25 protein-coding genes are annotated in these 24705 nt (G+C 45.3%); 4 read left to right on the top strand and 21 right to left on the bottom strand.

Features of this window, described 5'->3' with window-relative positions; translation table 11 throughout:
• Window positions 1-9: 9 nt before the first annotated feature.
• From rfbC to ICN46_RS02385, 5 genes are read right to left on the bottom strand one after another with little or no spacing between them, the layout of a single operon-like run.
• On the bottom strand, window positions 10-576 hold the full coding sequence (gene rfbC / locus ICN46_RS02365; protein ID WP_216204137.1) for a dTDP-4-dehydrorhamnose 3,5-epimerase: 567 nt from the start codon (window positions 574-576) through the stop codon (window positions 10-12).
• A complete protein-coding gene (gene rfbA / locus ICN46_RS02370; RefSeq protein ID WP_216204139.1) occupies window positions 576-1499 on the bottom strand; it encodes a glucose-1-phosphate thymidylyltransferase RfbA in 924 nt (307 codons plus the stop codon). The genes rfbC and rfbA overlap by 1 nt, the downstream gene beginning before the upstream one ends.
• A gap of 11 nt (window positions 1500-1510) precedes the next feature.
• Window positions 1511-2485, bottom strand: a complete 975-nt coding sequence (gene rfbD / locus ICN46_RS02375; RefSeq protein ID WP_216204141.1) for a dTDP-4-dehydrorhamnose reductase — start codon at window positions 2483-2485, stop codon at window positions 1511-1513.
• Window positions 2486-3544 (bottom strand): dTDP-glucose 4,6-dehydratase, encoded by a 1059-nt coding sequence (rfbB, locus tag ICN46_RS02380; RefSeq protein WP_216204143.1) that lies wholly within the window; start codon window positions 3542-3544, stop codon window positions 2486-2488.
• A gap of 10 nt (window positions 3545-3554) precedes the next feature.
• On the bottom strand, window positions 3555-4490 hold the full coding sequence (locus ICN46_RS02385; RefSeq protein ID WP_216204144.1) for a hypothetical protein: 936 nt from the start codon (window positions 4488-4490) through the stop codon (window positions 3555-3557).
• Between the two features lie 8 nt (window positions 4491-4498).
• Here ICN46_RS02385 and ICN46_RS02390 point away from each other — a divergent pair, with 8 nt between their 5' ends.
• Together ICN46_RS02390 and ICN46_RS02395 are read left to right on the top strand one after the other, a co-directional pair.
• Complete coding sequence (locus tag ICN46_RS02390; protein WP_216204146.1) at window positions 4499-5512, top strand: glycosyltransferase family 10 domain-containing protein; 1014 nt, start codon at window positions 4499-4501, stop codon at window positions 5510-5512.
• Complete coding sequence (locus tag ICN46_RS02395) at window positions 5509-6540, top strand: O-fucosyltransferase family protein (RefSeq protein ID WP_216204147.1); 1032 nt, start codon at window positions 5509-5511, stop codon at window positions 6538-6540. The genes ICN46_RS02390 and ICN46_RS02395 overlap by 4 nt, the downstream gene beginning before the upstream one ends.
• Here ICN46_RS02395 and ICN46_RS02400 read toward each other — a convergent pair.
• The 8 genes from ICN46_RS02400 to ICN46_RS02435 form a co-directional block, all read right to left on the bottom strand.
• The gene (locus ICN46_RS02400; protein ID WP_524538577.1) at window positions 6537-7460 is read right to left on the bottom strand and encodes a glycosyltransferase family 2 protein; all 924 of its coding nucleotides are present in this window, start codon (window positions 7458-7460) and stop codon (window positions 6537-6539) included. The two genes, ICN46_RS02395 and ICN46_RS02400, sit on opposite strands and share 4 nt — an antisense overlap.
• Entirely contained in the window at window positions 7460-8359 is a 900-nt protein-coding gene (locus ICN46_RS02405; protein WP_216204151.1) for a DUF6492 family protein, read from the bottom strand. Before ICN46_RS02405 ends, ICN46_RS02400 begins: the two co-directional genes overlap by 1 nt.
• 6 nt (window positions 8360-8365) lie before the next feature.
• Window positions 8366-9718, bottom strand: coding sequence for a glycosyltransferase family protein (locus ICN46_RS02410; protein ID WP_370625472.1), 1353 nt, complete (start codon window positions 9716-9718; stop codon window positions 8366-8368).
• A 31-nt stretch (window positions 9719-9749) separates the two neighbouring features.
• A complete protein-coding gene (locus ICN46_RS02415) occupies window positions 9750-10718 on the bottom strand; it encodes an aspartate carbamoyltransferase catalytic subunit (RefSeq protein WP_370625475.1) in 969 nt (322 codons plus the stop codon).
• Window positions 10718-11221, bottom strand: coding sequence for a bifunctional pyr operon transcriptional regulator/uracil phosphoribosyltransferase PyrR (gene pyrR / locus ICN46_RS02420; protein ID WP_216204155.1), 504 nt, complete (start codon window positions 11219-11221; stop codon window positions 10718-10720). Before pyrR ends, ICN46_RS02415 begins: the two co-directional genes overlap by 1 nt.
• A 6-nt stretch (window positions 11222-11227) precedes the next feature.
• Entirely contained in the window at window positions 11228-11641 is a 414-nt protein-coding gene (ruvX, locus tag ICN46_RS02425; RefSeq protein ID WP_255538703.1) for a Holliday junction resolvase RuvX, read from the bottom strand.
• Window positions 11634-12218, bottom strand: a complete 585-nt coding sequence (locus tag ICN46_RS02430; protein WP_216204661.1) for a YqgE/AlgH family protein — start codon at window positions 12216-12218, stop codon at window positions 11634-11636. The genes ruvX and ICN46_RS02430 overlap by 8 nt, the downstream gene beginning before the upstream one ends.
• A gap of 94 nt (window positions 12219-12312) precedes the next feature.
• Window positions 12313-13122, bottom strand: a complete 810-nt coding sequence (locus tag ICN46_RS02435) for a YdcF family protein (RefSeq protein WP_216204158.1) — start codon at window positions 13120-13122, stop codon at window positions 12313-12315.
• Between the two features lie 64 nt (window positions 13123-13186).
• Between ICN46_RS02435 and ICN46_RS02440 the strand changes: the two genes are divergently transcribed.
• Entirely contained in the window at window positions 13187-14671 is a 1485-nt protein-coding gene (locus ICN46_RS02440) for a cryptochrome/photolyase family protein (protein ID WP_216204160.1), read from the top strand.
• 26 nt (window positions 14672-14697) lie between these two features.
• Window positions 14698-15537 carry a symmetrical bis(5'-nucleosyl)-tetraphosphatase gene (locus ICN46_RS02445; RefSeq protein ID WP_216204162.1) on the top strand — a complete coding sequence of 280 codons (840 nt, stop codon included), beginning with the start codon at window positions 14698-14700 and terminating at the stop codon, window positions 15535-15537.
• Window positions 15538-15539: 2 nt separating this feature from the next.
• Here ICN46_RS02445 and hemL read toward each other — a convergent pair whose 3' ends face one another.
• Genes hemL through leuS form a run of 8 tightly spaced genes read right to left on the bottom strand, consistent with a single transcriptional unit; the run spans window position 15540 to window position 24691 of the window.
• The gene (hemL, locus tag ICN46_RS02450; RefSeq protein ID WP_216204165.1) at window positions 15540-16838 is read right to left on the bottom strand and encodes a glutamate-1-semialdehyde 2,1-aminomutase; all 1299 of its coding nucleotides are present in this window, start codon (window positions 16836-16838) and stop codon (window positions 15540-15542) included.
• 16 nt (window positions 16839-16854) lie between these two features.
• Window positions 16855-17025 carry a rubredoxin gene (locus ICN46_RS02455; protein WP_216204167.1) on the bottom strand — a complete coding sequence of 57 codons (171 nt, stop codon included), beginning with the start codon at window positions 17023-17025 and terminating at the stop codon, window positions 16855-16857.
• Between the two features lie 58 nt (window positions 17026-17083).
• On the bottom strand, window positions 17084-18523 hold the full coding sequence (locus ICN46_RS02460) for a THUMP domain-containing class I SAM-dependent RNA methyltransferase (protein ID WP_216204169.1): 1440 nt from the start codon (window positions 18521-18523) through the stop codon (window positions 17084-17086).
• A gap of 51 nt (window positions 18524-18574) precedes the next feature.
• Window positions 18575-19000 carry a CopD family protein gene (locus tag ICN46_RS02465; RefSeq protein WP_216204171.1) on the bottom strand — a complete coding sequence of 142 codons (426 nt, stop codon included), beginning with the start codon at window positions 18998-19000 and terminating at the stop codon, window positions 18575-18577.
• A 31-nt stretch (window positions 19001-19031) separates the two neighbouring features.
• Window positions 19032-20309 carry a glutamate-5-semialdehyde dehydrogenase gene (locus ICN46_RS02470; protein WP_216204174.1) on the bottom strand — a complete coding sequence of 426 codons (1278 nt, stop codon included), beginning with the start codon at window positions 20307-20309 and terminating at the stop codon, window positions 19032-19034.
• Between the two features lie 35 nt (window positions 20310-20344).
• Window positions 20345-21406 (bottom strand): DNA polymerase III subunit delta, encoded by a 1062-nt coding sequence (gene holA, locus ICN46_RS02475; protein WP_216204176.1) that lies wholly within the window; start codon window positions 21404-21406, stop codon window positions 20345-20347.
• An 18-nt stretch (window positions 21407-21424) separates the two neighbouring features.
• On the bottom strand, window positions 21425-21985 hold the full coding sequence (locus tag ICN46_RS02480) for an LPS-assembly lipoprotein LptE (RefSeq protein ID WP_216204178.1): 561 nt from the start codon (window positions 21983-21985) through the stop codon (window positions 21425-21427).
• Between the two features lie 33 nt (window positions 21986-22018).
• Window positions 22019-24691: a leucine--tRNA ligase gene (gene leuS / locus ICN46_RS02485; protein WP_216204180.1), complete on the bottom strand. Its 2673-nt coding sequence runs from the start codon at window positions 24689-24691 to the stop codon at window positions 22019-22021.
• Window positions 24692-24705 lie beyond the last annotated feature (14 nt).

The raw sequence follows: 24705 nt of genomic DNA on the forward strand, positions 1-24705 counted from the left end.
ACATACTCATCAAAACTTTGGCGCTTGATCCCAAGATAGGCCCGCTAAATCTTTGGCGTTCATATTCGGAGAGACGCCTTCTGGTAAAGGCCACTGAATACCAACAGTAGGATCATTCCAGGCTAAGCAAGCTTCACTTTTCGGATCGTAATAATCCGTGGTTTTATACAAAAACTCAGCCGTAGGTGTAAGGACCAAAAAGCCATGTGCCAAGCCTGGGGGAATCCACATCTGTTGATGATTTTCCGCGCTCAGCTCAACACCACACCATTTCCCATAAGTAGGTGACTGCGTCCGAATATCAACCACCACATCAAATACAGCTCCTGTAACTACGCGCACTAGCTTGCCCTGAGTTTTCTCCATCTGATAATGCAAACCCCTCAAAGTCCATTGTTGAGAGAATGAATGGTTATCTTGAACAAACTCATAATCTTGCTCAATAACACTCGCAAAATCTTGGGCGTTGAATGACTCTGTAAACCAACCACGCTCATCGCCAAATACTTTTGGCTCTAAAACAAACACATCATGAATGGCTGTTGGTTTCTTGACTAATTTAGACTGAGCAGTCATCACACCGCCTTTTTAGTCGGCAAAGTAACTGGCTTGGCGCTGGTGTTAAGCTCATTCAGGAGCTTGCCAAGATATTGGCCATAGCTATTCTTGCTCAATTGCTCGGCCACCTTTTGCACAGTCTCTGCTGTAATCCAGTCTTGACGATAAGCAATCTCTTCAGGACATGCCACCATCAAACCTTGGCGCTTCTGTAGTGTCGCTATAAAGCCTGCCGCATCCAATAAAGAATCATGGGTGCCCGTATCTAACCAAGCAAAACCACGACCCATGATTTCCACGCTCAGCTGATCTTTTGCCAAATACGCACGGTTGACATCGGTGATCTCGAGCTCACCACGCGCACTAGGCTTAATGGATGCAGCAATATCGCAGACCTGATTGTCATAAAAATACAGTCCGGTAACGGCATAGTTACTGCGGGGACTGGTGGGCTTTTCTTCAATTGAGATCGCTTTGCGGTCTTTATCAAAATCAACCACGCCATAACGTTCTGGATCGGTCACGTGATAAGCAAAAACAGTGGCACCCGTTGTACGGTCATTAGCGCTTGAAAGATGGGAAATTAATTCATGGCCATAAAAAATATTGTCGCCAAGCACTAATGCGCTAGGATTATTTCCTACGAAATTTTTTCCCAAAGTAAATGCTTGAGCAAGGCCATCGGGTGATGGTTGCACACAATACTCAATGTTTAAGCCCCACTGCGATCCGTCGCCCAGTAATTCTGTAAAGCGCGGTGTGTCATGCGGTGTTGAGATCAGCAAAATGTCGCGAATACCGGCGAGCATTAAAGTGGTCAGGGGATAGTAGACCATCGGCTTGTCATAGACTGGCATAAGCTGCTTAGAAACAGCTTGCGTAACTGGGTACAAGCGGGTGCCAGACCCCCCTGCCAAAATAATACCCTTGCGATTTACCATCGTGATACCTTTTAAATAAGCTGATTTTTTACTAGGTCAGCAACATAAATCCGAACGAGCTGATCCCATTGGGGAAATTGTGACACGAGTCCGAAATCTGCTAAGGCCTTCTGTAATTTTTGAGTAGACATCCTTGAATTCATAGGACGCGGGGCTGGCAATGGGTACTCAGATGCAGGTATGGCATGAATATTGGCCACTTCCAGCAATAGATTTTGGCCCGAGGCCTTGGCGGTCTCAACTGCTAGACATGCCAAACCATACCAAGTAGTTTGACCGGCCGGCACTGCATGATAAATACCGGATGGGAAATCTCTGAGCACAATATTGGCAGCTCTAGACATATCGAATAGGAAATCAGCACTGAGTGCTACCAACCATTCTGTACTCGTGGGAACCCCAAATTGATCGGCAATCACCTTTAATTCAGATCGGTCTTGAGCTAAACGCAAAATCGTGCGGATGAAATTATCGCCATCCCCATATAGCCAGCTAGCTCTAAAAATAGCGTAGTGAGACTTAGAGACTTGAGGGCCTCGGCTACTTGCAAAAACTTCCGATATCAAGCGCTCCCCTTCAGCCTTGCTCTTAGCATAGCTACTCAGGGGGCCGATGGGATGATTCTCGTTATAGAACACATCACCCTGACCATCAAAAACATAATCTGTTGAGTAGTGCAATAAACAAGCACCATGACTAGCAGCATACTTGGCTAACAGTTCGGGTACAGCAGCATTGATAGTGAATGCTAGATCAATCTCTTGCTCCGCCTTATCCACCGCCGTGTAGGCTGCCGCATTAATAATGACATTTGGCTGATATTCATGCAGAATATTTTCAAGCACACTTAGATCAGCTAGGTCACACTCTCGACGACCAATATATTGAATATCAAACGCAGAAGGATTGTCTTGTAATAGGCTTTGGAATTTCTTCTGAAATGCCTTGCCAAGCTGCCCATCCTTGCCAGTGACTAAGATCTTCATTTAGTGATATTGCTTTTGCAGCCAGTCACGATAAGAGCCACTGACAACGCCCTCAACCCACTGAGGGTTATCGAGGTACCACTGAACAGTCTTACGAATTCCTGTTTCGAAGGTTTCGGCAGGCTTCCAGCCCAACTCGCGTTCTATCTTGCTAGCATCAATGGCATAGCGGCGATCATGTCCAGGACGATCTTTCACGAAGGTGATTTGAGCTGCATAGGACTTCCCATCGGCGCGAGGTCTTAACTGATCCAAAATAGAACAGATGGTTTTAACCACATCCAGATTGGCTTTTTCATTCCAGCCACCAATGTTATAAGTTTCGCCTAAGCTACCTCTAGCCAATACTTCGCGAATTGCTGAACAATGATCTCCCACATAAAGCCAATCTCGCACTTGCTGACCATCGCCATAAATAGGCAAGGGCTTACCATCCAAGGCATTCAATATCACAAGTGGAATCAATTTCTCAGGGAAGTGATAAGGGCCATAGTTATTAGAGCAATTGGTTGTCACTACTGGGAAACCATAGGTATGGAACCAAGCCCGCACTAAATGATCTGACGCCGCCTTAGAGGCTGAATAGGGGCTATTGGGCTCATAAGAATTTTTTTCAGTGAAGGCGGGATCGGATGCAGAGAGTGATCCATAGACTTCATCCGTGGACACATGATGAAAGCGAAATTGTTCTTTGGCTTGACCCTCTAGCGCATTCCAATACTCCCGCGCGCATTCAAGCAAATTAAAGGTGCCAACGATATTGGTTTGTACAAAATCTGCAGGTCCATGAATAGACCGATCTACATGGCTTTCCGCGGCGAAATTAACAATGGCTCGAGGCTTGTGCTCGGCAAGTAACTGCTTAACTAGTCCCTGATCACCAATATCACCATGGATAAATTGATGACGAGAATCATTTTTCAGGCACTCTAATGTGGCTAAATTGCCTGCATAAGTTAATTTATCAAGATTAATGATACCTTCGGCACTTGGATTGGCGAGCCAATCTAAAACAAAATTACCACCGATAAATCCTGCGCCGCCAGTAATCAAAATCATCAAAATTCCTTTACATGGATTTCATGGAATCCAGGTACTTATTAAATCGTTTCTTACCAAAGACTGCATGTCCTAATCTTTTTATGATTATAAAGACCCCCCTTGGCTTAGGGGGTGATGGGGGCTCTACCGCATCGGGGTATCTTGCACAATTGATCAAAGCGGTATTAATGTAAATTCTGTACCCCTTGGCGCGCAGTTCTTCATGAAAAGGCACGTGATCAGCAACATCAAAGCCTTCATGCTTGTCAGTACCAGCATAGCGCCCCGCAAGAAAGGCCTCACGCTTATAAATTGCCAATCCCCCAAAAGCCGAGTCCACCTCGATTAAACCAAGACCTGGATCCAATAGTGCTTGCCGGGCAGCAACGGCCAAATTGCTAGCGGGCTTATCGCCAATTACACTCTCCAAGGCATGTTTTTGCTGCCAGCAATCAACAGGGCACCAATCAGGATGGCGCAAGGCCCAAATATCGTAGTATTCGCCGAGTTGATTGGCAGTAATCACATCCCACGGCTCAGTAGCTTCCCAGCAGTCAATAATTTTTTGAGGGGTAACAAGACCATTCATACCATCCATATCTGCCATGGCAATGTAATCAACATCTGCAAATTTTGGGTCGGTATTTACAGCCTCAATCACCAAATTCCGGCATAGAGCTATGCGATCTGTGCGTCTGGTATATCGATCACTCAGCTTTCCAGCGCTCACAAAAGAGAAGTTTTTGATTCTTCCTTGCAGCTCCTCCAGTTTTTTCACAGTATCATCGCTAGAATCGCTTTCGACAACAAAGCAAACAATTTCTTTGAAGTTGCCAAGGCTCAACACTAAGGTTTCAACCTCGTGCTCAATAATAGAGGCTACATTCCTGACTGGGCCAGCCAGCAATATCTTAGATTGGGCAATGGGTTTTCTTTGGGAATGTTTAGAACTAAATAGAGCCATATAAATAGATGATATTCGCCAATTACTATCAACAAGATAGAGTTAAAAACGCCTCATTTGAGGAGATTGATAGACATCATACCTATAACCCAACCATTACCAATAGACTGCTCAGATCTGAATTCTTAAAACGTGGGATTGAGCTCAATAACCCCGATGTGAACCAGGGACGAAATATTGCCTTCAACCTTCTGCATGATGGTCAAAACATCGAATGCATCTCCGGACCAAAGTATGTGATTGCTACCGAGAACCCCTATATTTGCCCATTGAACAGGGATGAGCGGTATCTCAGCACATTTGATGGGGTATTTACTTGGAACAGAAACTTATTACATCTGCCAAACGTAAGTCACTTATTTATTCCGAATCACATCCGCTCTGAGAAATTTCCAACTTTTGCAGAGCGTCCTGTTTTTTCTTGCCTGATTAATGCCAATAAAGCATTTCGTGAAAATTTTGAAATTGATCTATACAAAGAGCGGATCGCCGTCATCCGCTGGTATGAAAAAAATGCTGCGGCATATTTCTCGCTGTATGGATTAGGATGGGGCAAGCCTGCACCGGCATTTACACCGGTCGCGAAAATTTCCAGAAGGCTTCGTCGACTAGCAACCCAAATATACGGATATAAACCATTTCCCAGCTATCAAGGTGCAATTGAAAATAAGGCGGATGTTTATAGAAAAGCAAAATTTGCATACTGTTATGAGAATGCGGCTGATTTACCGGATTACATTAGCGAAAAAATATTTGATTGCTTTTTTAGTGGGTGCGTTCCCGTTTACTGGGGCTCTAATACCATCCAAGATTACATCCCTGAGGGATGCTACATCGATCGCAGAAAATTTGCGTCAACAGAAGAGGTTCACCGCTTCCTGTTGGGAATCAATGAATCTCAATACGCCGAATATCAATTGAATATTCAACAATTTCTTAATAGTCCCGCTGCAATGCAGTTTGATACCACCAGCTATGTCTCAACCATCATCAATAAGATTACTCAAGATTTAGGCTTATGAATCAGCGATTTTTAATTGACTATGACAATCCAGATGCCGGCATTGGTCATTCAATGGGAATCATCAATAGAGCCCTCAAAATTGCCGCAAGAAATAATCTCGACTTTGCATATGCTGAAGATCAGCTGATGAAATCTACTCAAGACTCACTCCGCTGGAAAATCAAACAAGGCTTGCGTACATTGAGAGGGAAAAAACGGGATGAATCGCATAATATTGGCAACGATCTCAATCGAATGCTCAATCCTAAAAACTTACTTGTCAGTCGTGAAGAAATTGAGAAAAGAATTCAGGTTGGTGAACTTAGATTAATTCCTCTACCAGCATTTGAAATTCACATTCCATCAAACGAGCAAGATGATGATGACATCTACAAATCGCTTGATCGCTTTATTCAATCCCACCCAGAATCGAATATCGTATTTAAAATCGGCAACAATCGATTTGGTGACTACGAATATCAATCCACCAGAGATTGGTTTATCAAGGCTTATGCCAAGGCGAGGAAACAACATCCCATTGCACTCACTTACAAGCCAACAAAGTTAAATGTTGCACTTCATATACGTCGCGGCGACTTACTTCCCGGTCGCCAATTCTCGGATCTTTCAGACCGGATGTTACCTGACGCTTGGTACTTAAAGCTCCTGGAAATCATTCAGGACTCAGTACATCAACCCTTAGCATTGCATATTTTTAGCGAGGGTCGGGATGGTCAATACCATTCTGAAGATGGCGTGCCGTTTTCATGGAAAGATCACTTCAAAGACGCCAAGCTTGAGGTCACAGAATATATTGATACCAGCTTTATGGATACATTTCACCACCTACTTTATGCCGATGTCTTAATAGGCTCTAAAAGTGGCATGTCCCATTTAGCCGGAATGCTTGGAGAACAAATTAAGGTGATGCCTCAAATGTGGCACTCATACAGGGGTGCAAGCAAAACATTGCAACTGGGTAGCCACATTACCGAAGCAGAGATATCTGCCGTTACTGAGCACCTTGCACAGAATCTGGTGACTTAGGCGCCAGAAAATAGACCTACCCAGGTAGCAACGGCATACCTCTCAAGACGCGTAAGTGGCGTCCACAATCCATTACGCCGATATTGAAAGCGTGCATAGATCTCACAATTTGCTTTAAATGAGACGCCGCTAAATTTCTGATTCAGGGCCTTTAATAAACCTAGTCCATTGCTTAAGCGCTCGCGCCAAGACTGTTGCCTAGGCAAAAAATTTTCAGAAATACCTAAAAGCTCAAGATATTTTTTTTGCACCTCAGCCGTAGTCAATTTAAATTTTTCCAGATGAACCGCGCTTGTTTGGGCGGGGTAGCGCCTATAGGTAAGCAATCTATCTTTCAGATTTATGAAACGGTATCCTGCGGCCGCCATCTGAACCCAAAGAAAGTAATCCTCGGAGGTAAGTATGGATGTGTCGTATTTAAAACGTTTAAAAATTTCTGCTTTACCAGTAATTGTAGAATTACATAAACCACAGTAAACGCTTAATAAGGCCCTCAAGTCTGGGTCTGTAAATCTGTCCTTAGATTTCTTGAGCTTATTAGTAGCCTCGTCCAAAACCCACTGAGCACTTCCACAAATATCGCATTCGCCTGATTCGAGTACCTGCAACTGTTTTTGTAAGCGTGTAGGCTCGGCGACATCATCCGCATCCATCAGGGCAATGTATTTACCATTCGCCCGATCAATTAATTCATTACGCGCCCTAACAACGCCATAATTTTGATCCGAAAGTACTTTTATTACCCTTAGATCGCTATATGATTCGATAACTTTTCTTGTGTCGTCGCTTGACCCATCATCGAAAATCAGCAACTCAAGATTGCTATGGGTTTGATCGAGAATGCTATCAATTGCCTGCGCTATATATAGCTCAGAATTGTAAGCAGGCATTAATACACTAACCAGAGGCATGCCGGTCATTACACAAAGCTTTCCAAATATCGGCCAAATCTTTTTAACTTTTTGAGGGTCCTAGACAAAAATGATTTTTGACTGCCCCCATAATCGAGACCTAAGTCCCAGCTCGATTGAAAGATCACGCCCAAATAATTTTCTGATAATTTAACGGTCGACTCGCCCCACCTTCTAAGCAGGTAATAGTGCCAGTCATAGTAGTAAATCCGAAACATCTGCTCAATTGGGTGCAGGGGAATTGCGTGAAAATTAAGTAAGGCTTCCAAATAAATAAGGCTCTCAGGATGTTCTGGGGTACAGATATCCCAAAAAGTCATATTTTTCGGCAGTAAATAATTTTGGTCCAATGATTCCCAAACCTTGGCAGACCATATGAACGGTGGGCATGGGCAATAATAATTCGGGCCCTCGCGCTTGAATAAGGCCTTGACTCTATCACCCTCGGCGCGCAGATTGGCTGGCGCCTTTGCGTGTCCTCGATTAAAGGCTAGCTGGAAATATTCTTTGTTTTGATAGATAACAGTATAAGGATTGCCATCGCTAGCCAGAAAATCAGATTTTTTAAAATCTTGTATAAAAATACAATCAGAATCCAGGCAAACATAGTTAAGGCAGAGACCAAGACGCCAAAACTCGGATTTGATCACCTGCTGAGCAAAACTTCCAGTCTTTGTTTTCTCTATTCCAGCGGGCGCTCTTTTATTTTCAGCAAGAATGGACTCATCCGATACCCATTGATAACCACCTACCCCCACAATTTCGACTAAGTCCGCATATTGATCTTCGGGAGTCGATACATAAAAAGGGATTTGATCAACGTTATAGGTCTCTATTGACGCCAGCAATTGCTTGAGACGCAAAAAATCTTTGCGATAGGATTTGCAGTACAGCACCAAATTATTCACAAATGATCATCCTTCTGTTTGCACATGGGCGAGAATAGCTGCGACCGCCTGATCTACTCCAACTGGATTCCACAGCGGCTCAATTAACTGCTTTTTCTGCCAATCCAACCAAATTCGCTCCAAGGCTAAGGCGATATCCTCCTCGCCCCCGGCAGCGCTTAAATACGACTTTCTATCGAGCAGCATTTGATCCAATTGAGGATTGCGATGCGTAATACCCCATATGGGTCGGCCGGCCCAAAGATAGTCATAGAACTTAGAGGGAATGTACTCGGCACACCACTCATCATCTCCATGCAGCAAAATTAATACATCTGCTTCTTGCATTTTTTCGGCAACTCGCTCACGCCCAGATTTTCCGGTGGCGGCATCCTTCTCTAGTCGCCCATGGGCAAGAAGCACATCGGCATAGCCGTAGTGCTTAGTAGCATCGATAGATAAGGAATCTAAAGCCGCGCCATACTCATGAATACGCAGATGATTTCTGGCCTCTGGATATTTCTGAAAGAGTGTATGTGCGGCTTTCAATACCGTAGAGAGAGATCGATCGTTGGCTAATGAACCAAAATGGCAAAGATTTAAATATTGCCCATATCGATGCCCTCCTCTTGGAAGAAGCTCACCCGGAGGGTTGGCACCGGGCATCACGACGAAGCCATGAGCATTTCCAGGGGTATTTAAATTGGGGTTGCGCACTTTTGCATAATGCAAAGCACCGTCCGTAAACCACCACACATAATCTGAGTACTTACAAAGCTGAGCTTCTAAATAATGTCGAAATCGAGCATCGCGATTTTTGGGCTTCTCAAATCCCTGATCGTTGGGGTTTTGGCGGATCACCAAGGGATCATGAACCTCAGAAATCAAAGGCAAACCTGTCGCTTTTTTCAACCAGACTCCAGCCAAATGTGCTGACCATGCGCTCCCAATGGAATAGATCACATCGATTTTGCCGGTACGGATTAAAAAATATCCCCGCACAAATGCTGGAATTGCCCAGGACCACTGACTTGAATACCCTAAGAAGAGTTTTTCTAGGCCTATCAGAGGGGCCAATACTATTGAGACAGTTCGCGTTAGAAGTTTATAAATAAACCCGCGCCCATATTGATTGGCAATCCAATGACGAAAATCAAAACGAAAGGCGGCTGGACCCCAAGCTAAAAACTGCTTGTGCGGAAAGCGATGATCTTTTAACCCGGTAATTGCGCTAAATACTGTTGGTTTAATACCAGCATCTAGAAAATATGGAATTTTATCTGTAATGGTTAAGCTTGCTGCCCGGCCGTCCATGTTGAATGCATGGGATAGCAGGAGCCAACGATTATTTTTTTTGACTGTTGGAATCTGAATGCTCACTGTATTTATCTAAAATATTTTGACGCAGGTTCTAGTTGCCAGCCACAATAGACATCACCGCCATGCGCACGGCAATCCCAAATGTCACTTGGTTCAAGATCACTGATTGTGGGCCATCAGCAACTGCAGAATCAATTTCAACCCCACGATTCATTGGGCCCGGATGCATCACTATTGCATCCGCTTTAGCCAAAGCAAGTCGCTCTGGCGTAAGACCATACTGTTTAAAGAACGCCTCGCCCTCGGGAACTTGGCCCACTTCCATACGTTCCTTTTGGATCCGCAAGGTCATCACAACATCAACCCCCTTCAGACCCTCTTCCATGCTGTGGAATACCTTGACCCCCAGCATATCCAAATTACTTGGCAAAAGACTCTCCGGTCCAATCACACGAATATCAGCACAGCCTAAAGTACGCAACGCACAGATATTCGATTTGGCAACGCGACTGTGCACAATATCACCAACAATAGCAATCTTCAGACCGCCAAAGTCTTTCTTAAAGTGACGCATGGTGTACATATCCAGCAGCCCTTGAGTGGGATGCTGATGACTGCCATCACCTGCATTCACAACATGAACATGTGGAGGGACGTGTTGAGCAATCTCAATCGGCGCTCTAGAGACGCCATGGCGCACAACAAAAATATCGGCCTGCATCGCCACTAAGTTATCAATCGTATCTAATAGACTTTCACCTTTTGCCGTTGAAGAGGTTGGAATATCTAGATTAATGACATCTGCAGATAAACGTTTTGCGGCAATCTCAAAAGTAGTGCGCGTGCGAGTGGAGTTTTCAAAAAAGAGATTGAAGACGCTCTTGCCACGCAACAGAGGAACCTTTCTAACTTCTCTGGCAGGATCGGTAACGCTAACGAATTGCTGAGCAGTATCCAGAATATGGATGATTTGCTCTTTAGGAAGCCCCTCAAGCGTTACTAGATGCGTTAACTCACCCGAGGAATTAAATTGATTAAATACTTCAGCGGACTCACTCATCATTCGCGATCCTCAAGTTGAAAGGTGAATGTACTGTCCGTATTTTTTTCCAGGACTAGCACTTGATGATCTGGGACTTGCACTTTCTCGCCTAAAAAATCTGCGGAAATTGGTAGCTCACGATTTTCTCGATCAGCCAATACCATCAACTCTACTTTGGCTGGTCTACCGAAATCAAACAACTCATTCAATGCAGCTCTCACCGTTCTGCCGGTAAGTAAAACATCATCTATTAGGATAAGGTGCGCGCCATTGACCTCATAAGGCAGATGAGTAGACATTGTTTTGGCAGTCCGCATCGCAGTCATACCTTTTTCAGCATAATCATCCCGATGAAAGGCAACGTTGATAACCCCGTAATGCGCTAAACCAAGATCAGTTGCAAGACGCTCTGCGATCCACGCCCCGCCCATAGCCAAGCCAGCCAATTCAAAAACTTCCCCCGAAATCTTGCGTTTGCGCAAAACTTCAAGCAACTTTAGGTAGGACTGCTCCGCATTCATCTCAACTTATCCTAGTTTCTTCTCATGAAAGTACTGCTCCAAAATTAAGGCAGCAGACTGTGCATCCAAATTGTCCCGCATCTCTGGATTTCCCTCCAAAATTGCCGAGGTGTAGCGCTCATCTACCCAATCAACCGGTAAATGAAAGCGTCCATGCAGTTGATTTCCAAAGCGCTTGGCCTTGGCAGTCATTTCATGCTCGGCACCGTCAGGATGGCATGGTAATCCGACTACCAGCCGATCCGGCTGCCACTCCTTAAGCAAGACCTCAATCAACCTAAAACGGGCATCATCCCCATTTTCAGCAATAGTTTGTATGGGCTGCCCTGCTTTGGTGACTGTATTTCCTACAGCCACCCCGATTCTTCGAGTGCCGTAGTCAAAGGCCATGACCGTTTGATCATGCATCACCTTAAGCATGTCCTGCCTCGCCAGAAAGATGGGCAGGATCAAAACCTAGATGACTCAGCGTCTTTTCATAGCGCTGCCCAGCAGGCGTATTAAAAATGATCTGCACCATTTCCTGGCAGCTCAAAGGAACGTTAATCCACCCATTTAAGGCAATTTCCTCTTCTAGCTGACCTGCACCCCACCCAGAGTAACCCAAAGTCATTTGAAAATTTCGCGGGCCACGACCATCAGCTACAGCCTCTAGAACGTCTTTAGAGGTGGTCATGGTCAACCCGCCCGGGACAGCTAAGGAGGATGAGTAAGCGCATTCAGGGCTTGGCTCATGTAAAACAAAGCCTCTTTCGATCTGTACTGGCCCACCAAAATAGACTGGTCGCTCAAGCAAGGGGGCAATTTCCAGTTTGAGCTCGATTTTTTCGAATAAGGTGGCCAAATCAACCTCCGTGGGTCGATTCACAACCAAACCCATAGCACCCTTCTCCGTATGCTCAAAGAGGTAAATCACAGAGCCTGCAAAATTCTCATCCACCATACCAGGCATGGCAATTAAAAACTGGTTTGCTAGGTGATCTGCAGAATAAGAGATCGAAGACTCCACGTTTGGAGTTTGGGCGGGTTTTAATGTTTTACCCACAGGGGCTTTTTTAGCCGTGCTCATGTAGGTCTATTTTACCGAATTACTAGATCTTTCCAGTAATCCAATAGGCCAACAGGCCAACCGCCTCATGGATCAACTTATTCCAATTTTGGACACCATCCTCGAGGCTAAACGCCGCCCACCTCAAAGTGGCTGCAGTCTGATAATCCACTGGCACTGGAATGACATTAAGACCTTGTTTTTGGAAAGCACTGACTGATCGATACATGTGGTTTGCTGAAGTAATTAAAAGCCATGGCTTTAATGCGCCCTGAGCATTCTTTTTCCCTAGCTCACCCATCATTGGCTTCATGTACAACACATTCTCATAGGTATTGCGTGATTGATTCTCGTAATGGGCAGACTTATCAGCCAAACCTTGCTCCGCAATGAGTTGCCTAAAGGCATCAGCCTCCGATAGCCCTTTGGGCGATAGGCGGCCAGAGAAGCCGCTAAAGATAAAAGGTACATCTGGGTATTTCCGTATGAGCTCAAATGCCTTAGTCACCCTTTCAGCCGCCGCACCAATTGAAATCTCGCCACGATCTGTGGCAATATCACCACCCTCGATTGCGCCACCCAAGATGACGATTCCGCCAATATCCTTCTCCGAAACCAAGATTAAATTGGCTTTTGGAACAGCGTCTTCAAACGCCCTTAAAAACACTTCGGATGTAGGCAGCCAGCCCACTACAAGGAGGTCCAGCAAAGCAAGCAACAGAAAACGCTTACATAAATGAGGCTTTCTCAAGCTAAGAAATAAAAGACCTAAACCGACAAAGATGATGACCCAATTTAAGGGCTCAATACAAAACTGCACAATCTTTGAGGTGATAAAAAATAGTGTATCCATCATTAATAAGGATATTACCCTGTAGCTCAAGCACACACTCCAAATTAGCCCTAAGATAGTGGCTATGAAAAAAGCACTCGTTTGGCTTCGTCGTGATCTACGTCTTTATGACCACGCAGCCCTTCATCACGCCCTTCAACAACACGATCAAGTTTGGCTAGCCTTTATTTTTGACATTGGCATCCTAAAGCCGCTCATACAAGGCGAACTGGATCAAGACGGGCTTAAGCACGATCGGCGGGTGGACTTTATTTGGCAAGGCATTAAACAGATTGATGAGGAACTGCGCCAAAAAGGCGGGGGTCTGATCGTTCGCTATGGCGACCCCACCGAATGCATTCCACAGCTAGCTCATGAGTTGGGTGTAGATGCCGTATTTACCAATCGTGATTACGAACCCTCTGCCATTGCACGAGACCAGATTGTTAAAAATACATTGGCTGCACTTGATATTGAGTTTACAGATTTTAAGGATCAAGTAATCTTTGAAAAAAAAGAAATCTTAACGAATTCAAACACTGTTTTTTCTATTTTTACGCCCTACAAAAATAATTGGCTCAAGACACTTCAAGAAAAAGATTTAGCAGCGTATGACTGTACCCCGCAAAAAAATCAATTTGCAGTGATTCCTAGAAAATTAGACTTAGCCCTGCCAAGTCTTAAATCAATGGGGTTTGCAACGACCGGGATTGAGGCCTATTTACCGCCGGGCTCTGAAGGTGGTCAACACTTCTTAGAAGACTTTCTCCCGCGGATTGAGCAATACCAAATTGGCAGAGACTTCCCAGCTATTAAGGGTGTGAGTTACTTATCGACCCACTTGCGCTTTGGGATGCTATCGATTAGAGGCCTGGTCAGGGAGGCGCACCGTCGCATGCTTGCCGGCAGCATGGGTGCCACCATTTGGTTAAGCGAGCTTATCTGGCGCGATTTTTATTTCATGATTTTGTCCAATCATCCAAGGCTGGCTAATGGCATGGCCTTCAAACCAGATTACGACAATATTCAATGGGAGAGTGGATCAACTGCAAAAAAACTCTTTGCTGCTTGGTGTGAAGGCAAGACAGGCTACCCACTAGTAGATGCCGCCATGCATCAACTAAACCAAAGCGGCTATATGCATAATCGGCTGCGCATGGTTGTTGCCAGCTTCCTTACTAAAGATCTTGGCATTGACTGGCGTTGGGGTGAAGCCTATTTTTCTGAACATCTCAATGATTTTGAGTTCTCCTCAAATAATGGTGGCTGGCAATGGGCCTCTTCATCTGGTTGTGATGCACAGCCCTATTTCAGAATTTTTAATCCCATTACACAATCTGAAAAATTTGATCCTGAAGGTAAATTTATTCGCAGGTATCTACCGCAACTAGACAAACTTTCAAAAAAGTCCATTCATGCGCCCTGGCAGTCTGGCCACATTGAATTAGAGGCGGCTGGCATAGTACTTGGCAGAGACTATCCATTGCCTATCGTTGATCACGATGAAGCACGTAAGAAAACCTTAGTACGCTACAGCGTTGTTAAAAAGATGAGTGTTGAGTCACTTTGATATTGGATTCCGCTTTAAGATAGGGCATGAATAAGATTTACGCCATTGGCGATATACAGGGATGTGCGCCATCCCTGAAAAGCCTAGTAAAAAAACTTCCAAAAGAATCCAAAATGATTTTTTTGGGGGATTTAGTAAATCGTGGCCCGAGTTCGCTTAGCGCACTTCGCCAGCTTAAATCCCTGCAAGAGCAAGGTCGCGCTGAATGCATCTTAGGTAATCATGATTTACATCTACTAGCAATTGATGCCGGTCTTCGAAAAACCAAAGGTCTTGATACGGTAGATGCCATTCTTCGTGCTCCAGACCGAGCTGAATTAATTCATTGGCTACGTCACCGACCCATGGCCTTAAGTAATGGAAAGATTATTACAGTTCACGCTGGAATTCTGCCGCAATGGGATCTTCAACAAACTATTGAGTGTGCACAGGAAGTTGAAAAAGCGTTACGGAAAAAAACTTATGTCGATTTTCTGGCAAGTATGTATGACAATACTCCCAATAAATGGAGTAACACCTTGAAAGGATCTGAGCGCTTAAGAGTGATTACCAATGCGCTGACCCGTTTGCGTTTTTGTACGCCTATGGGTCAAATGGAATTTGAAAGTAAAGAAGGTTTAGAGAAGGGGCCCAAGGGATACATTCCTTGGTTCAAAGTTCCCAAGCGCAAAACTCAGGACACATTAGTCTATTTTGGGCATTGGTCAACCTTAGGGCTCATGCGGCAAGACAATGTCATTGGGCTAGATACTGGTTGTGTATGGGGAGGCAAACTCACCGCCATGGAGATTCCTAATTCAGGCAAAGACTCTAAAAAACTAGAGATTATTCAAGTGGCTGGCTATGACCATCCCTTGAGAATGTAAAACTATCCCTGCAGCTTTTTAAAAGAAGTTTGTGCCGCAACAAAGATTTGCGCAAGAACAGCATCATCATGCGCAATAGAGGTAAAACCGGCCTCGTAAGCTGATGGTGCAAGATACACACCTTCATCTAGCATTGCATGAAAGAACTTTTTAAATGCCTCGATATCCGTTTTGGTAACAGCCTCGAAGGAAGTGGGCACTTTGTCTGCAAAGTAAAAACCAAACATACCGCCGACGCTATCAACAGTAAACGCTACACCCGCTGCTTCGGCAGCTTGCTTCAAACCAGCCATCAATTTTTGGGTTTGAGTAGTTAAGCATTCATAAAAGCCAGAACGAGAAATAATCTCTAGGGTCTTTAGTCCTGCAGCTACTGCAACAGGGTTGCCAGATAAGGTACCTGCTTGATAAACATTTCCCAAGGGCGCCAACTTAGACATGATTTCTTTTTTACCCCCAAAGGCAGCCATGGGCATCCCGCCACCCATTACCTTACCCAAACAGGTGAGATCGGGGACGATTCCCTGCAAAGATTGTGCGCCACCCAAAGCAACCCGAAAACCAGTCATAACTTCGTCGTAGATTAATACGCTACCGTACTGACTAGTAAGAGTACGAATCGCCGCTAAAAATGCTTTTGATGGCTGAATTAAATTCATATTGCCAGCAATCGGCTCCAAAATAACGGCAGCCACTTGATCGCCCTGCCTCTTAAACACCTCTTCAATAGCCGCAATATCGTTATAAGGCAATACCAAAGTATGCTTAACCAAATCCTGCGGCACACCGCCAGAGGAGGGCGCATTCTGAGTAGAGTCTGCAAAAGTTAATAAGCCCGAGCCCGCTTTTACTAGGAGACTATCAGCATGGCCGTGATAACAGCCCTCAAACTTAATAATCAAATCACGCCCAGTATGACCACGAGCCAAACGCAAAGCGCTCATTGTTGCCTCTGTGCCACTAGACACCATACGCACTTGTTCAATACTGGGGACCAATTCACAAATGCGCTCAGCCAATTCAATTTCACCCTCGGTGGGCGCACCATAGCTAAAACTAGTCTCTGCTGCTTTTTTGACGGCCTCCACCACCTCAGGGTTGGCATGCCCCACAATCATCGGACCCCAAGACATAATGAGATCTATATAACGCTTATCTTCAGCATCCCAAAAATAAGGTCCTTTTGCTTTTGAGACAAAACGGGGGGTGCCGCCTACCTGTCGAAAAGCCCTTACTGGAGAATTAACGCCTCCAGGAATAGTTTTCTGTGCACGCTCGAATAAAACTTCGTTTTGTCCCACGATCATTCCCTATCTATTAAATCGCCATCATTTCAAAATCTTCTTTACGCGCGCCACATTCAGGGCAAGTCCAATTCATAGGAACATCTTTCCACAGTGTTCCTGGAGCAATACCCTCCTCAGGTAATCCTGTAGCCTCGTCATATACCCAACCGCATATAAGGCACATATATGTTTTAAATTCCATATCCTGACTCTTTCCTTATTAACATCAATACACCAGATCTTGTTTTGCTCTCTCTATTTTAAGACTCGCGCTTTTGATGCATCTCAAATTTAAACAGACGACATTCCAATGGCCCATTAAATAGCGGAGTACGTTTTGACTCTTTGATGCGCAGCTGACCCGGTAACGCCATATCAGCAGTCAAAACAAACACATTCCAGCCACCAAAAGCATCTTTTAAATGCTGGCCAAACTGGCGCAAAAATTCAACAAACTTAGGATCCTGCTCTTCTTGTGCCTGTAAGCGCTTCAAGGATTCGCGACTAGAACGTTTGGCACTTTGACGCCCTGTTTCCAAATTCAATTCAAAGCGATTCTCAGGCTCTTGGTCATCATATGTTGCCTCGCGATCGGCTCCACGCTCCTCTCCGCGCCCACCCTTAATAACTAGGCGCTCACCGTACGGAGGATTTAACAGCACAACCCCTGCTTTAGAGTTAGCCGGAGGCTTTGCAGCCAATGCATCCACCTGACGCACGAATGGCAAGCCTGGCAACTGTGCACGCTGCCAATTACTCTTAAACATGGACACCAACTTTTCATTGATGTCGCCGCCAGAAATGTGAAGTGATTCGGCATCTGGGTACTGTTTACGCCTCTCCAAAATCTCCGTCAAAGCAGAATCTTTTAATCCAGTCCAACGCTTTTGCTCAGCATTCTCTTGAAATGGCTTCAATCTCTGAAAGCCAAAGCCATGTGCGGAGGTAACGAGAGGTCGATAAGCCAACTTGCTAGGTTTAGCATCCTCACCGTACATCCCCGATCGAATTGCCCCTGAGGGTATAGCCAAAGCAATTTGAGCCGCTTCAATCAGAAACGTACCGCTTCCGCACATCGGATCAAAGAGCGCCTCAGAGGGCCTCCAACCTGTAATCGATAAAATTCCAGCGGCTAGATTTTCTTTGAGCGGGGCGTCTCCTTTTTCATCACGCCAACCCCGCTTGAATAAGGCCTCACCCGAAGTATCCAAATAAATAGTCACTTGCGTCGCAGTCAAATGTGCCTGAACCCGAACATCTGGGAAAGCAGTGTCAATACTAGGACGATCACCAGTGACATCGCGGAGACGATCGACAATGGCGTCTTTGATTTTCAAGGTAGCAAAGTTCAAACTCTTGAGTGGAGAGCGATGAGCAGTGACATCCACTCGAAGTGTTTGCTTTGAGCCAAACCACTCTTCCCAGGCCAGACCACTGGCCAAGCGATATAAATCTTCTTCTTGGCGATATGGGGCTTCAGCCATTTGCAATAAAACACGACTTGCAATGCGCGAATGAAGGTTTAATGCCATCGCCGCAGACAAGGGGGCAGCTAGACCCACACCGCCTGTTGGGCTTGTCGGGGTTGGATCAATGACCCATTTACCCAAAGCTTTTGAATCTGCTCGCTGAGCAATTGCCGCCAGCTCTTGGGCAAGCGGAGCTTCTAATCCACCAGGACAAACAACAAAAAATCTCATGAGGCTAACAATCTAAAAGGGGTGAATTAAAAGTAAAAATATTCTGGAGAATTAAGGCTTTATCACAACCAAAGCAACAATCACAATCAGTAGGAGCACAGGAACTTCATTAAACCAGCGGTACCAAACTCCGGATCGCTTGTTCATGCCTGCGCGAAATTTTTTCAACAAAATCCAACAAGCATGGTGATAACCGATGACCAAAATCACAAATAATAATTTGGCATGCATCCAAATTTCATCCCGACCCATACCAAAATACAGCCAGAGAGCTACACCCAATAAAACGGCTGGCACTGCAAGAATGGTCATAAACCGAAAGAGTCGTTCAGCCATTCCCAAAATACGAGCATAGGCATCTGCATTTTTTTCTTCTGCCAAGTTTACGAAAATACGTGGCAAATAAAAAAGGCCTGCAAACCAAGAGGCAATGAAAACAATATGAAACGTCTTGGTCCAAAGATAGGGGTTACCCATTGATTACTTTCGTAGTGATATGCAAATACGTTTAAGTGCGAATCTCGCCATGACCCATGACGATATATTTCAGCGAGGTCAAACCATCTAAGCCAACCGGGCCACGTGCGTGTAGCTTGTCATTGGAGATGCCAATCTCTGCACCGAGACCATACTCAAAGCCATCGGCAAAGCGTGTACTGGCATTTACCATCACACTAGCGCTATCCACTTCACGTAGAAATCGATCTGCCGCACCCTTGTTGTTGGTGATGATGGCATCGGTATGCTTGCTACCATAGCGCTCAATGTGATTCATTGCCTCATCAATATCGGCAACGGTCTTCACTGACAGAATGGGGGCTAAGTATTCAGTTTGCCAATCCTCTTCTTTGGCGTCTACTAAGCCTTGAAAACCGGCATCCTCCAAAGTCTTGCGCGTACGGACATCCACGCGAAGCTCAACACCTTTGTCTTGGTAAATCTTGCAAAGGGGTGGCAACACCTTAGAGCTAACCTCTTGGTTAACCAACAAAGTTTCCATCGCATTGCAGGGCGCATAACGCTGCGTCTTGGCGTTGTCGCATACTTTAATCGCCATCTCGATATCGGCATCAGCATCAATGTAGGTATGACAAATCCCATCTAAGTGCTTAATCATTGGTACACGCGCTTCAGCCATTAAACGCGCAATCAAACTCTTGCCACCACGAGGCACTATGACATCGATGTAATCAGTCATCGTAATCATTTCACCTACGGCGCTTCTATCGGTTGTGGCAACTACTTGTACGGCATCAGTTGGCAAGTCAGCTGCCGCTAAGCCCTCTTGAATAATCTTGGCTAGCAATGTATTAGACTCAATCGCCTCTGAACCACCACGTAATATCACCGCATTTCCGGACTTCAAACAAAGTGCTGCTGCATCAATGGTTACATTAGGACGCGATTCATAAATAATTCCAATCACGCCCAATGGCACCCTCATCTGACCGATCTCAATACCAGATGCTTGTTTTTTCAATGCAGAAACTTTCCCGATAGGATCCTCAAGCGAAACAATCTGCTCCAACCCAAGCGCCATCGTCTCAATTGTTTTAGGTGTCATTGTCAAGCGATCGATAAAGGCTGCATCTTGACCAGTCGACCTTGCTCGCTCTACATCACTCTGATTTACTTTTTGAATATGGTCAGACTGCTCACGGATTAATTTAGCAATATGTAGCAATGCTTGATTTTTTTGTTTACTGGACGCACAAGCCATTGCACGCGATGTACCACGTGCCCGCCTGCCAATATCTTGCATCATTTTTTTAATTGAGGAGCTCATTTTTTAATCATCTACCAATATTTAAACTTTTTTGCTTAGCGCAGCAAACTACCCACTAAACGCAAGCCATCCCACGGGTCTGCCGGCAACTCTGCCGCAGATAAACCTTTGACCTGACGATCCAATCCTGCGGCTACTTGCATTGCTCTCCGTAATCTCAAGGGCTGAACTCGTCTTAGCACATTAGGATAAAGACGTTCTTTATTCCCCCAAATCCGATTAGCACGCAGGAGTTGCTGAACGGACTCGCCAGCATCGCTTGCTGCCTTTAGTTTAGATAGTAGCCGAAGCTCTTCGGTTACGCTCCATAGAATCAGCACTAGGGGCTCACCCTCACCTTTTAGGCCATCTAACATGCGATTGAGGCGCGCCAAATCACCAGCTAACATCGCCTCAGTCACTTCAAACACGTTATATCGCGCCACCCTCAAAATCGCCGAACGAATTTGTTCATCTGTTAATGTGCCAGCCGGGTATAGCAGGCCCAATTTCTGAATCTCTTGGTGGGCAGCAATCAAATTACCCTCTACCTGATCTGCAATAAATTCGAGTGATCTCTGGCCCTCAGGGCCTGACATCACTTCTTGGTCCTGTTTTTTCAATCGTCCAGCGATCCAACTGGGTAGATAGCCGCGATCTAAGGAATCAATCTGAATAGCCATCCCCGCCTCATCTAATGCGCTAAACCAAGCTGATGTTTTAGTTTTCCCATCCAACCGAGGCAACACAATGCAGACTACCGTATCAGGACCCTCTGGGCTTAATGACTGCGACTGAATCTGTACGGCAAACTGTTTTAAAGCCTCAGCACCATCTCTTCCAGGCTTACCTGTTGGAATGCGCAACTCCACCCAGCGCTTGTCGCCAAAAAGTGACATAGTTTGCCCAGCATTCATCAGGGCGCTCCAATCAAAGCCACGCTCTTGCAGCAAAACCTCACGTTCGGTATAGCCTAATTTTTTTGCAATGGCGCGCAGTTGATCCATTGCCTCCATCATTAATAGGGGCTCATCTCCACTAAAAATATACAAAGGTTGAACAGCGCTAGCAGAGCTAAGCGATTTGAGATGTACTTGCAGGGCATCAGTTTTAACCATGCGAGATCATCACCCCCCTTAAAAACTTCTGACTTGTGGTGCTCTTGCGGAGGCAGAGACTCGGCGCAAAATCTGTACAGCTAAATCACTACGCATAGAGGTTAAGAACTGTTGCTGCTGAACATCGGTTGCAAGAACAGTAGAAAGAGAAAAGTCCATATCTCGAGTAATGTAAATTTCTGTCTCCGGAACGATCTCAGCACCCGCAGTATCAAAAGCTCTAAATCCAACCCGGATATTTAAACGATAGGCAGAAACTTGGCCGTTAGCGTTATATGCCAAAATTTCACGGCCAGTAATATCGTTGGTAATTTCTAAAATTAAATCTGCATCTTTTGGGTTGATTGCTACTTTTGCATCTGTACCAGTAAGCACAGCTCTCTGCAGATCAGCACGCAATGGTGGCGATGGATTACCACTAATCGCAATCACTTTAAATGGCAGATCAACCATGCCCCTCAATCGATAACCGCAAGCCATTAGCGAGCCGATAGACAGCAGACCGAAGAGGCCAAGCGTAGTCCGACGTAAGGAATTTACTCCTTGCGTATCCAACTTTGACTTTCGATCTACGCTCATATGTTTAGCTTCTATTAAAAAGTTAGAGATTACTTAAGCCACAATATTGATTAAACGTCCAGGCACCACAATGACCTTTTTCGGCATGCCGCCGTTCAAAGCCTTCATGGCAGGCTCGCTTTGTAAAGCTAAAACCTCAATCTGCTCTTTAGATGCATCAGCCGGAACACGAATATCGCCACGTAATTTGCCGTTGATTTGCAACATCAAAGTAATCTCAGTTTGAATTAAAGCCGCCTCATCAACCAAAGGCCATGCAGCATCTAGGATTGACCCGAAAGTTTTTGCATAAGCAGCATCTTTCCACAGCACATGAGTCAAATGTGGCACCACCGGATAAAGAATGCGCAACAAAATACTTAAACACTCCCTAAGGATTGGAGGCCTGATGCTCGTACCATCACCCAATTTCACTGGCTCAAGCACATTGAGCATCTTCATTGCAGCAGAAACAACCGTGTTGTACTGCCGGCGTTGGTAATCAAAATTTGCCTGCTTCAAGATGGAGTGCACTTCACGACGCAATTCTTTTTCGACTTCATTCAAGTCAGACGGCAAGACATCTGGGGCGCTACTTATGGCAGTAGCCTGACTACTGGAGTACATCCAAACACGACGCAAAAAGCGAGATGCACCTTCAACCCCCGCCCCAGACCATTCCAACTGTTGTTCTGGAGGAGCAGCGAACATCGTAAAGATGCGGGCAGTATCGGCGCCATATTGATCAATCAAAGCCTGTGGATCAACACCATTGTTTTTGCTCTTGGACATCTTCTCGACGCCACCGATAATCACGGGAGCACTAGAGCTGCCGCTTATTAGCCGAGCTCCTTGCGGCCGACCTTTTTCATCAAGGTCTAACTCAACATCCAGGGGATTTAACCAAGTTTTCTTACCAGATGCATCTTCTGTGTAATACGTCTCATTGAGAACCATTCCTTGGGTCAATAAATTTTGGAAGGGCTCGTCAAAAGTGATGAGGTTGAGATCACGCATCACTTTAGTCCAAAAGCGCGCATACAGTAAATGCAAGATAGCATGCTCAATCCCACCAATGTATTGATCCATCGGCATCCAATACTCATTACGCTCATCAACCATTGTTTTTGCATTGGCACCGGTATAGCGCATGAAATACCAAGATGAATCTACGAAGGTGTCCATGGTGTCGGTCTCGCGGCGCGCAGGCTTGCCGCACTGAGGACACTTCACATTTAAGAAATCAGCGTGTTTATTTAATGGATTGCCACTACCATCCGGAACACAGTCCTCGGGTAACACTACTGGCAAATCAGCCTCGGGAACGGGCACAGCACCACAGCCTGGATTTTGCTCATCACCACAGTGAATAATGGGAATTGGCGTACCCCAATAACGCTGTCGGGAAATTCCCCAGTCACGCAAACGATATGTTGTTTTAATTTCTCCGATACCGATCGCTTCCAAATCTTTTGCAACCGCACCAACTGCCTCTGCATGTGACATGCCATCATACTTACCGCTATTAAGGCACTCAACCCCTTCTTTTTGGGCATACCAATCTTGCCATCGAGTGGGATTGAACATCTCAGAAGGGCCGCGCAAGGCAACCACTTGCTTAATGGGTAAATCATATTTCAAGGCAAATGCAAAATCACGTTCATCGTGTGCGGGCACTCCCATTACCGCACCATCGCCATAAGACATCAAGACATAATTACCGACCCAAACCGGAACCGGTTCATGCGTCAAAGGATGTGTCACGTATAAACCAGTGAACATACCTTCTTTTTCTTGAGTAGCTAGGTCTGCTTCAATGACACTACCGGTTTTGCATTTTTCGATAAAGGCAGATAGCGCTGGATTGTTAATGGCAGCTTGCGTAGCTAAAGGATGTTCGGCAGCAACAGCGCAAAAAGTAACGCCCATAATCGTATCTGCGCGCGTCGTAAATACATACAACTGACCATCTTGAATAAAATTACCATGAGCATCTGCAATCTCATGCTTAAACGCAAAGCGTACGCCACGACTCTTGCCTATCCAATTTTGCTGCATCGTTTTAACGCGCTCAGGCCAGCCCAAATTATCCAAACCAGAAAGTAATTGCTCTGCATAGGCGGTGATGTTGAAGTAGTAACCAGGAATCTCACGTTTCTCAACGAGAGCACCGGATCGCCAACCACGACCATCAATCACTTGCTCATTAGCTAAAACTGTTTGGTCAATTGGATCCCAGTTCACAACTTGGGTCTTGCGATAAGCAATGCCTTTTTCAAGCATCTTCAAAAAGAGCCATTGATTCCAACGGTAGTAGTCGGGATTGCAAGTAGCCACTTCGCGAGACCAATCAATGGCCAAACCCATCGCAGCCATTTGCTTTTTCATGTACGCAATGTTGTCGTAAGTCCATTTGGCTGGAGGCACTTTATTCTGAATTGCTGCATTTTCTGCGGGCATACCAAATGCATCCCAACCCATTGGCATTAATACGTTATAGCCTTCCATCCGCAATTGACGGGCCATCACATCATTAATGGTGTAGTTACGGACGTGGCCCATGTGCAACTTACCAGAAGGGTAAGGCAACATTGAACAGGCGTAATACTTGGGCTTCTTCTTACCGGTAGCATCTACAGCATGCTCGGTCACTTTATAGACTTGCGCACTATCCCAATCGGCTTGTGCGGCCGCTTCAATAACGCGGTGGTCGTAATCCTTACTCATTCAATACAACTCTT

It is taken from the genome of Polynucleobacter sp. Latsch14-2, assembly GCF_018881925.1.
Lineage (GTDB): Bacteria > Pseudomonadota > Gammaproteobacteria > Burkholderiales > Burkholderiaceae > Polynucleobacter.

What these genes read in the sequence shown, in the direction of transcription:
- ICN46_RS02455 (WP_216204167.1), bottom strand. Translation starts at nt 17,025, where the DNA reads ATGGAATTTAAAACATATATGTGCCTTATATGCGGTTGGGTATATGAC.
- ICN46_RS02415 (WP_370625475.1), bottom strand. Translation starts at nt 10,718, where the DNA reads ATGAGTGAGTCCGCTGAAGTATTTAATCAATTTAATTCCTCGGGTGAG.
- ICN46_RS02470 (WP_216204174.1), bottom strand. Translation starts at nt 20,309, where the DNA reads ATGAGCTCCTCAATTAAAAAAATGATGCAAGATATTGGCAGGCGGGCA.
- ICN46_RS02385 (WP_216204144.1), bottom strand. Translation starts at nt 4,490, where the DNA reads ATGGCTCTATTTAGTTCTAAACATTCCCAAAGAAAACCCATTGCCCAA.
- pyrR (WP_216204155.1), bottom strand. Translation starts at nt 11,221, where the DNA reads ATGAATGCGGAGCAGTCCTACCTAAAGTTGCTTGAAGTTTTGCGCAAA.
- ICN46_RS02480 (WP_216204178.1), bottom strand. Translation starts at nt 21,985, where the DNA reads ATGAGCGTAGATCGAAAGTCAAAGTTGGATACGCAAGGAGTAAATTCC.
- rfbB (WP_216204143.1), bottom strand. Translation starts at nt 3,544, where the DNA reads ATGATTTTGATTACTGGCGGCGCAGGATTTATCGGTGGTAATTTTGTT.
- ICN46_RS02390 (WP_216204146.1), top strand. Translation starts at nt 4,499, where the DNA reads ATGATATTCGCCAATTACTATCAACAAGATAGAGTTAAAAACGCCTCA.
- ruvX (WP_255538703.1), bottom strand. Translation starts at nt 11,641, where the DNA reads ATGCTTAAGGTGATGCATGATCAAACGGTCATGGCCTTTGACTACGGC.
- holA (WP_216204176.1), bottom strand. Translation starts at nt 21,406, where the DNA reads ATGGTTAAAACTGATGCCCTGCAAGTACATCTCAAATCGCTTAGCTCT.
- ICN46_RS02460 (WP_216204169.1), bottom strand. Translation starts at nt 18,523, where the DNA reads ATGAGATTTTTTGTTGTTTGTCCTGGTGGATTAGAAGCTCCGCTTGCC.
- leuS (WP_216204180.1), bottom strand. Translation starts at nt 24,691, where the DNA reads ATGAGTAAGGATTACGACCACCGCGTTATTGAAGCGGCCGCACAAGCC.
- ICN46_RS02445 (WP_216204162.1), top strand. Translation starts at nt 14,698, where the DNA reads ATGAATAAGATTTACGCCATTGGCGATATACAGGGATGTGCGCCATCC.
- ICN46_RS02400 (WP_524538577.1), bottom strand. Translation starts at nt 7,460, where the DNA reads ATGACCGGCATGCCTCTGGTTAGTGTATTAATGCCTGCTTACAATTCT.
- ICN46_RS02395 (WP_216204147.1), top strand. Translation starts at nt 5,509, where the DNA reads ATGAATCAGCGATTTTTAATTGACTATGACAATCCAGATGCCGGCATT.
- ICN46_RS02440 (WP_216204160.1), top strand. Translation starts at nt 13,187, where the DNA reads ATGAAAAAAGCACTCGTTTGGCTTCGTCGTGATCTACGTCTTTATGAC.
- ICN46_RS02435 (WP_216204158.1), bottom strand. Translation starts at nt 13,122, where the DNA reads ATGGATACACTATTTTTTATCACCTCAAAGATTGTGCAGTTTTGTATT.
- ICN46_RS02465 (WP_216204171.1), bottom strand. Translation starts at nt 19,000, where the DNA reads ATGGGTAACCCCTATCTTTGGACCAAGACGTTTCATATTGTTTTCATT.
- rfbC (WP_216204137.1), bottom strand. Translation starts at nt 576, where the DNA reads ATGACTGCTCAGTCTAAATTAGTCAAGAAACCAACAGCCATTCATGAT.
- rfbA (WP_216204139.1), bottom strand. Translation starts at nt 1,499, where the DNA reads ATGGTAAATCGCAAGGGTATTATTTTGGCAGGGGGGTCTGGCACCCGC.
- rfbD (WP_216204141.1), bottom strand. Translation starts at nt 2,485, where the DNA reads ATGAAGATCTTAGTCACTGGCAAGGATGGGCAGCTTGGCAAGGCATTT.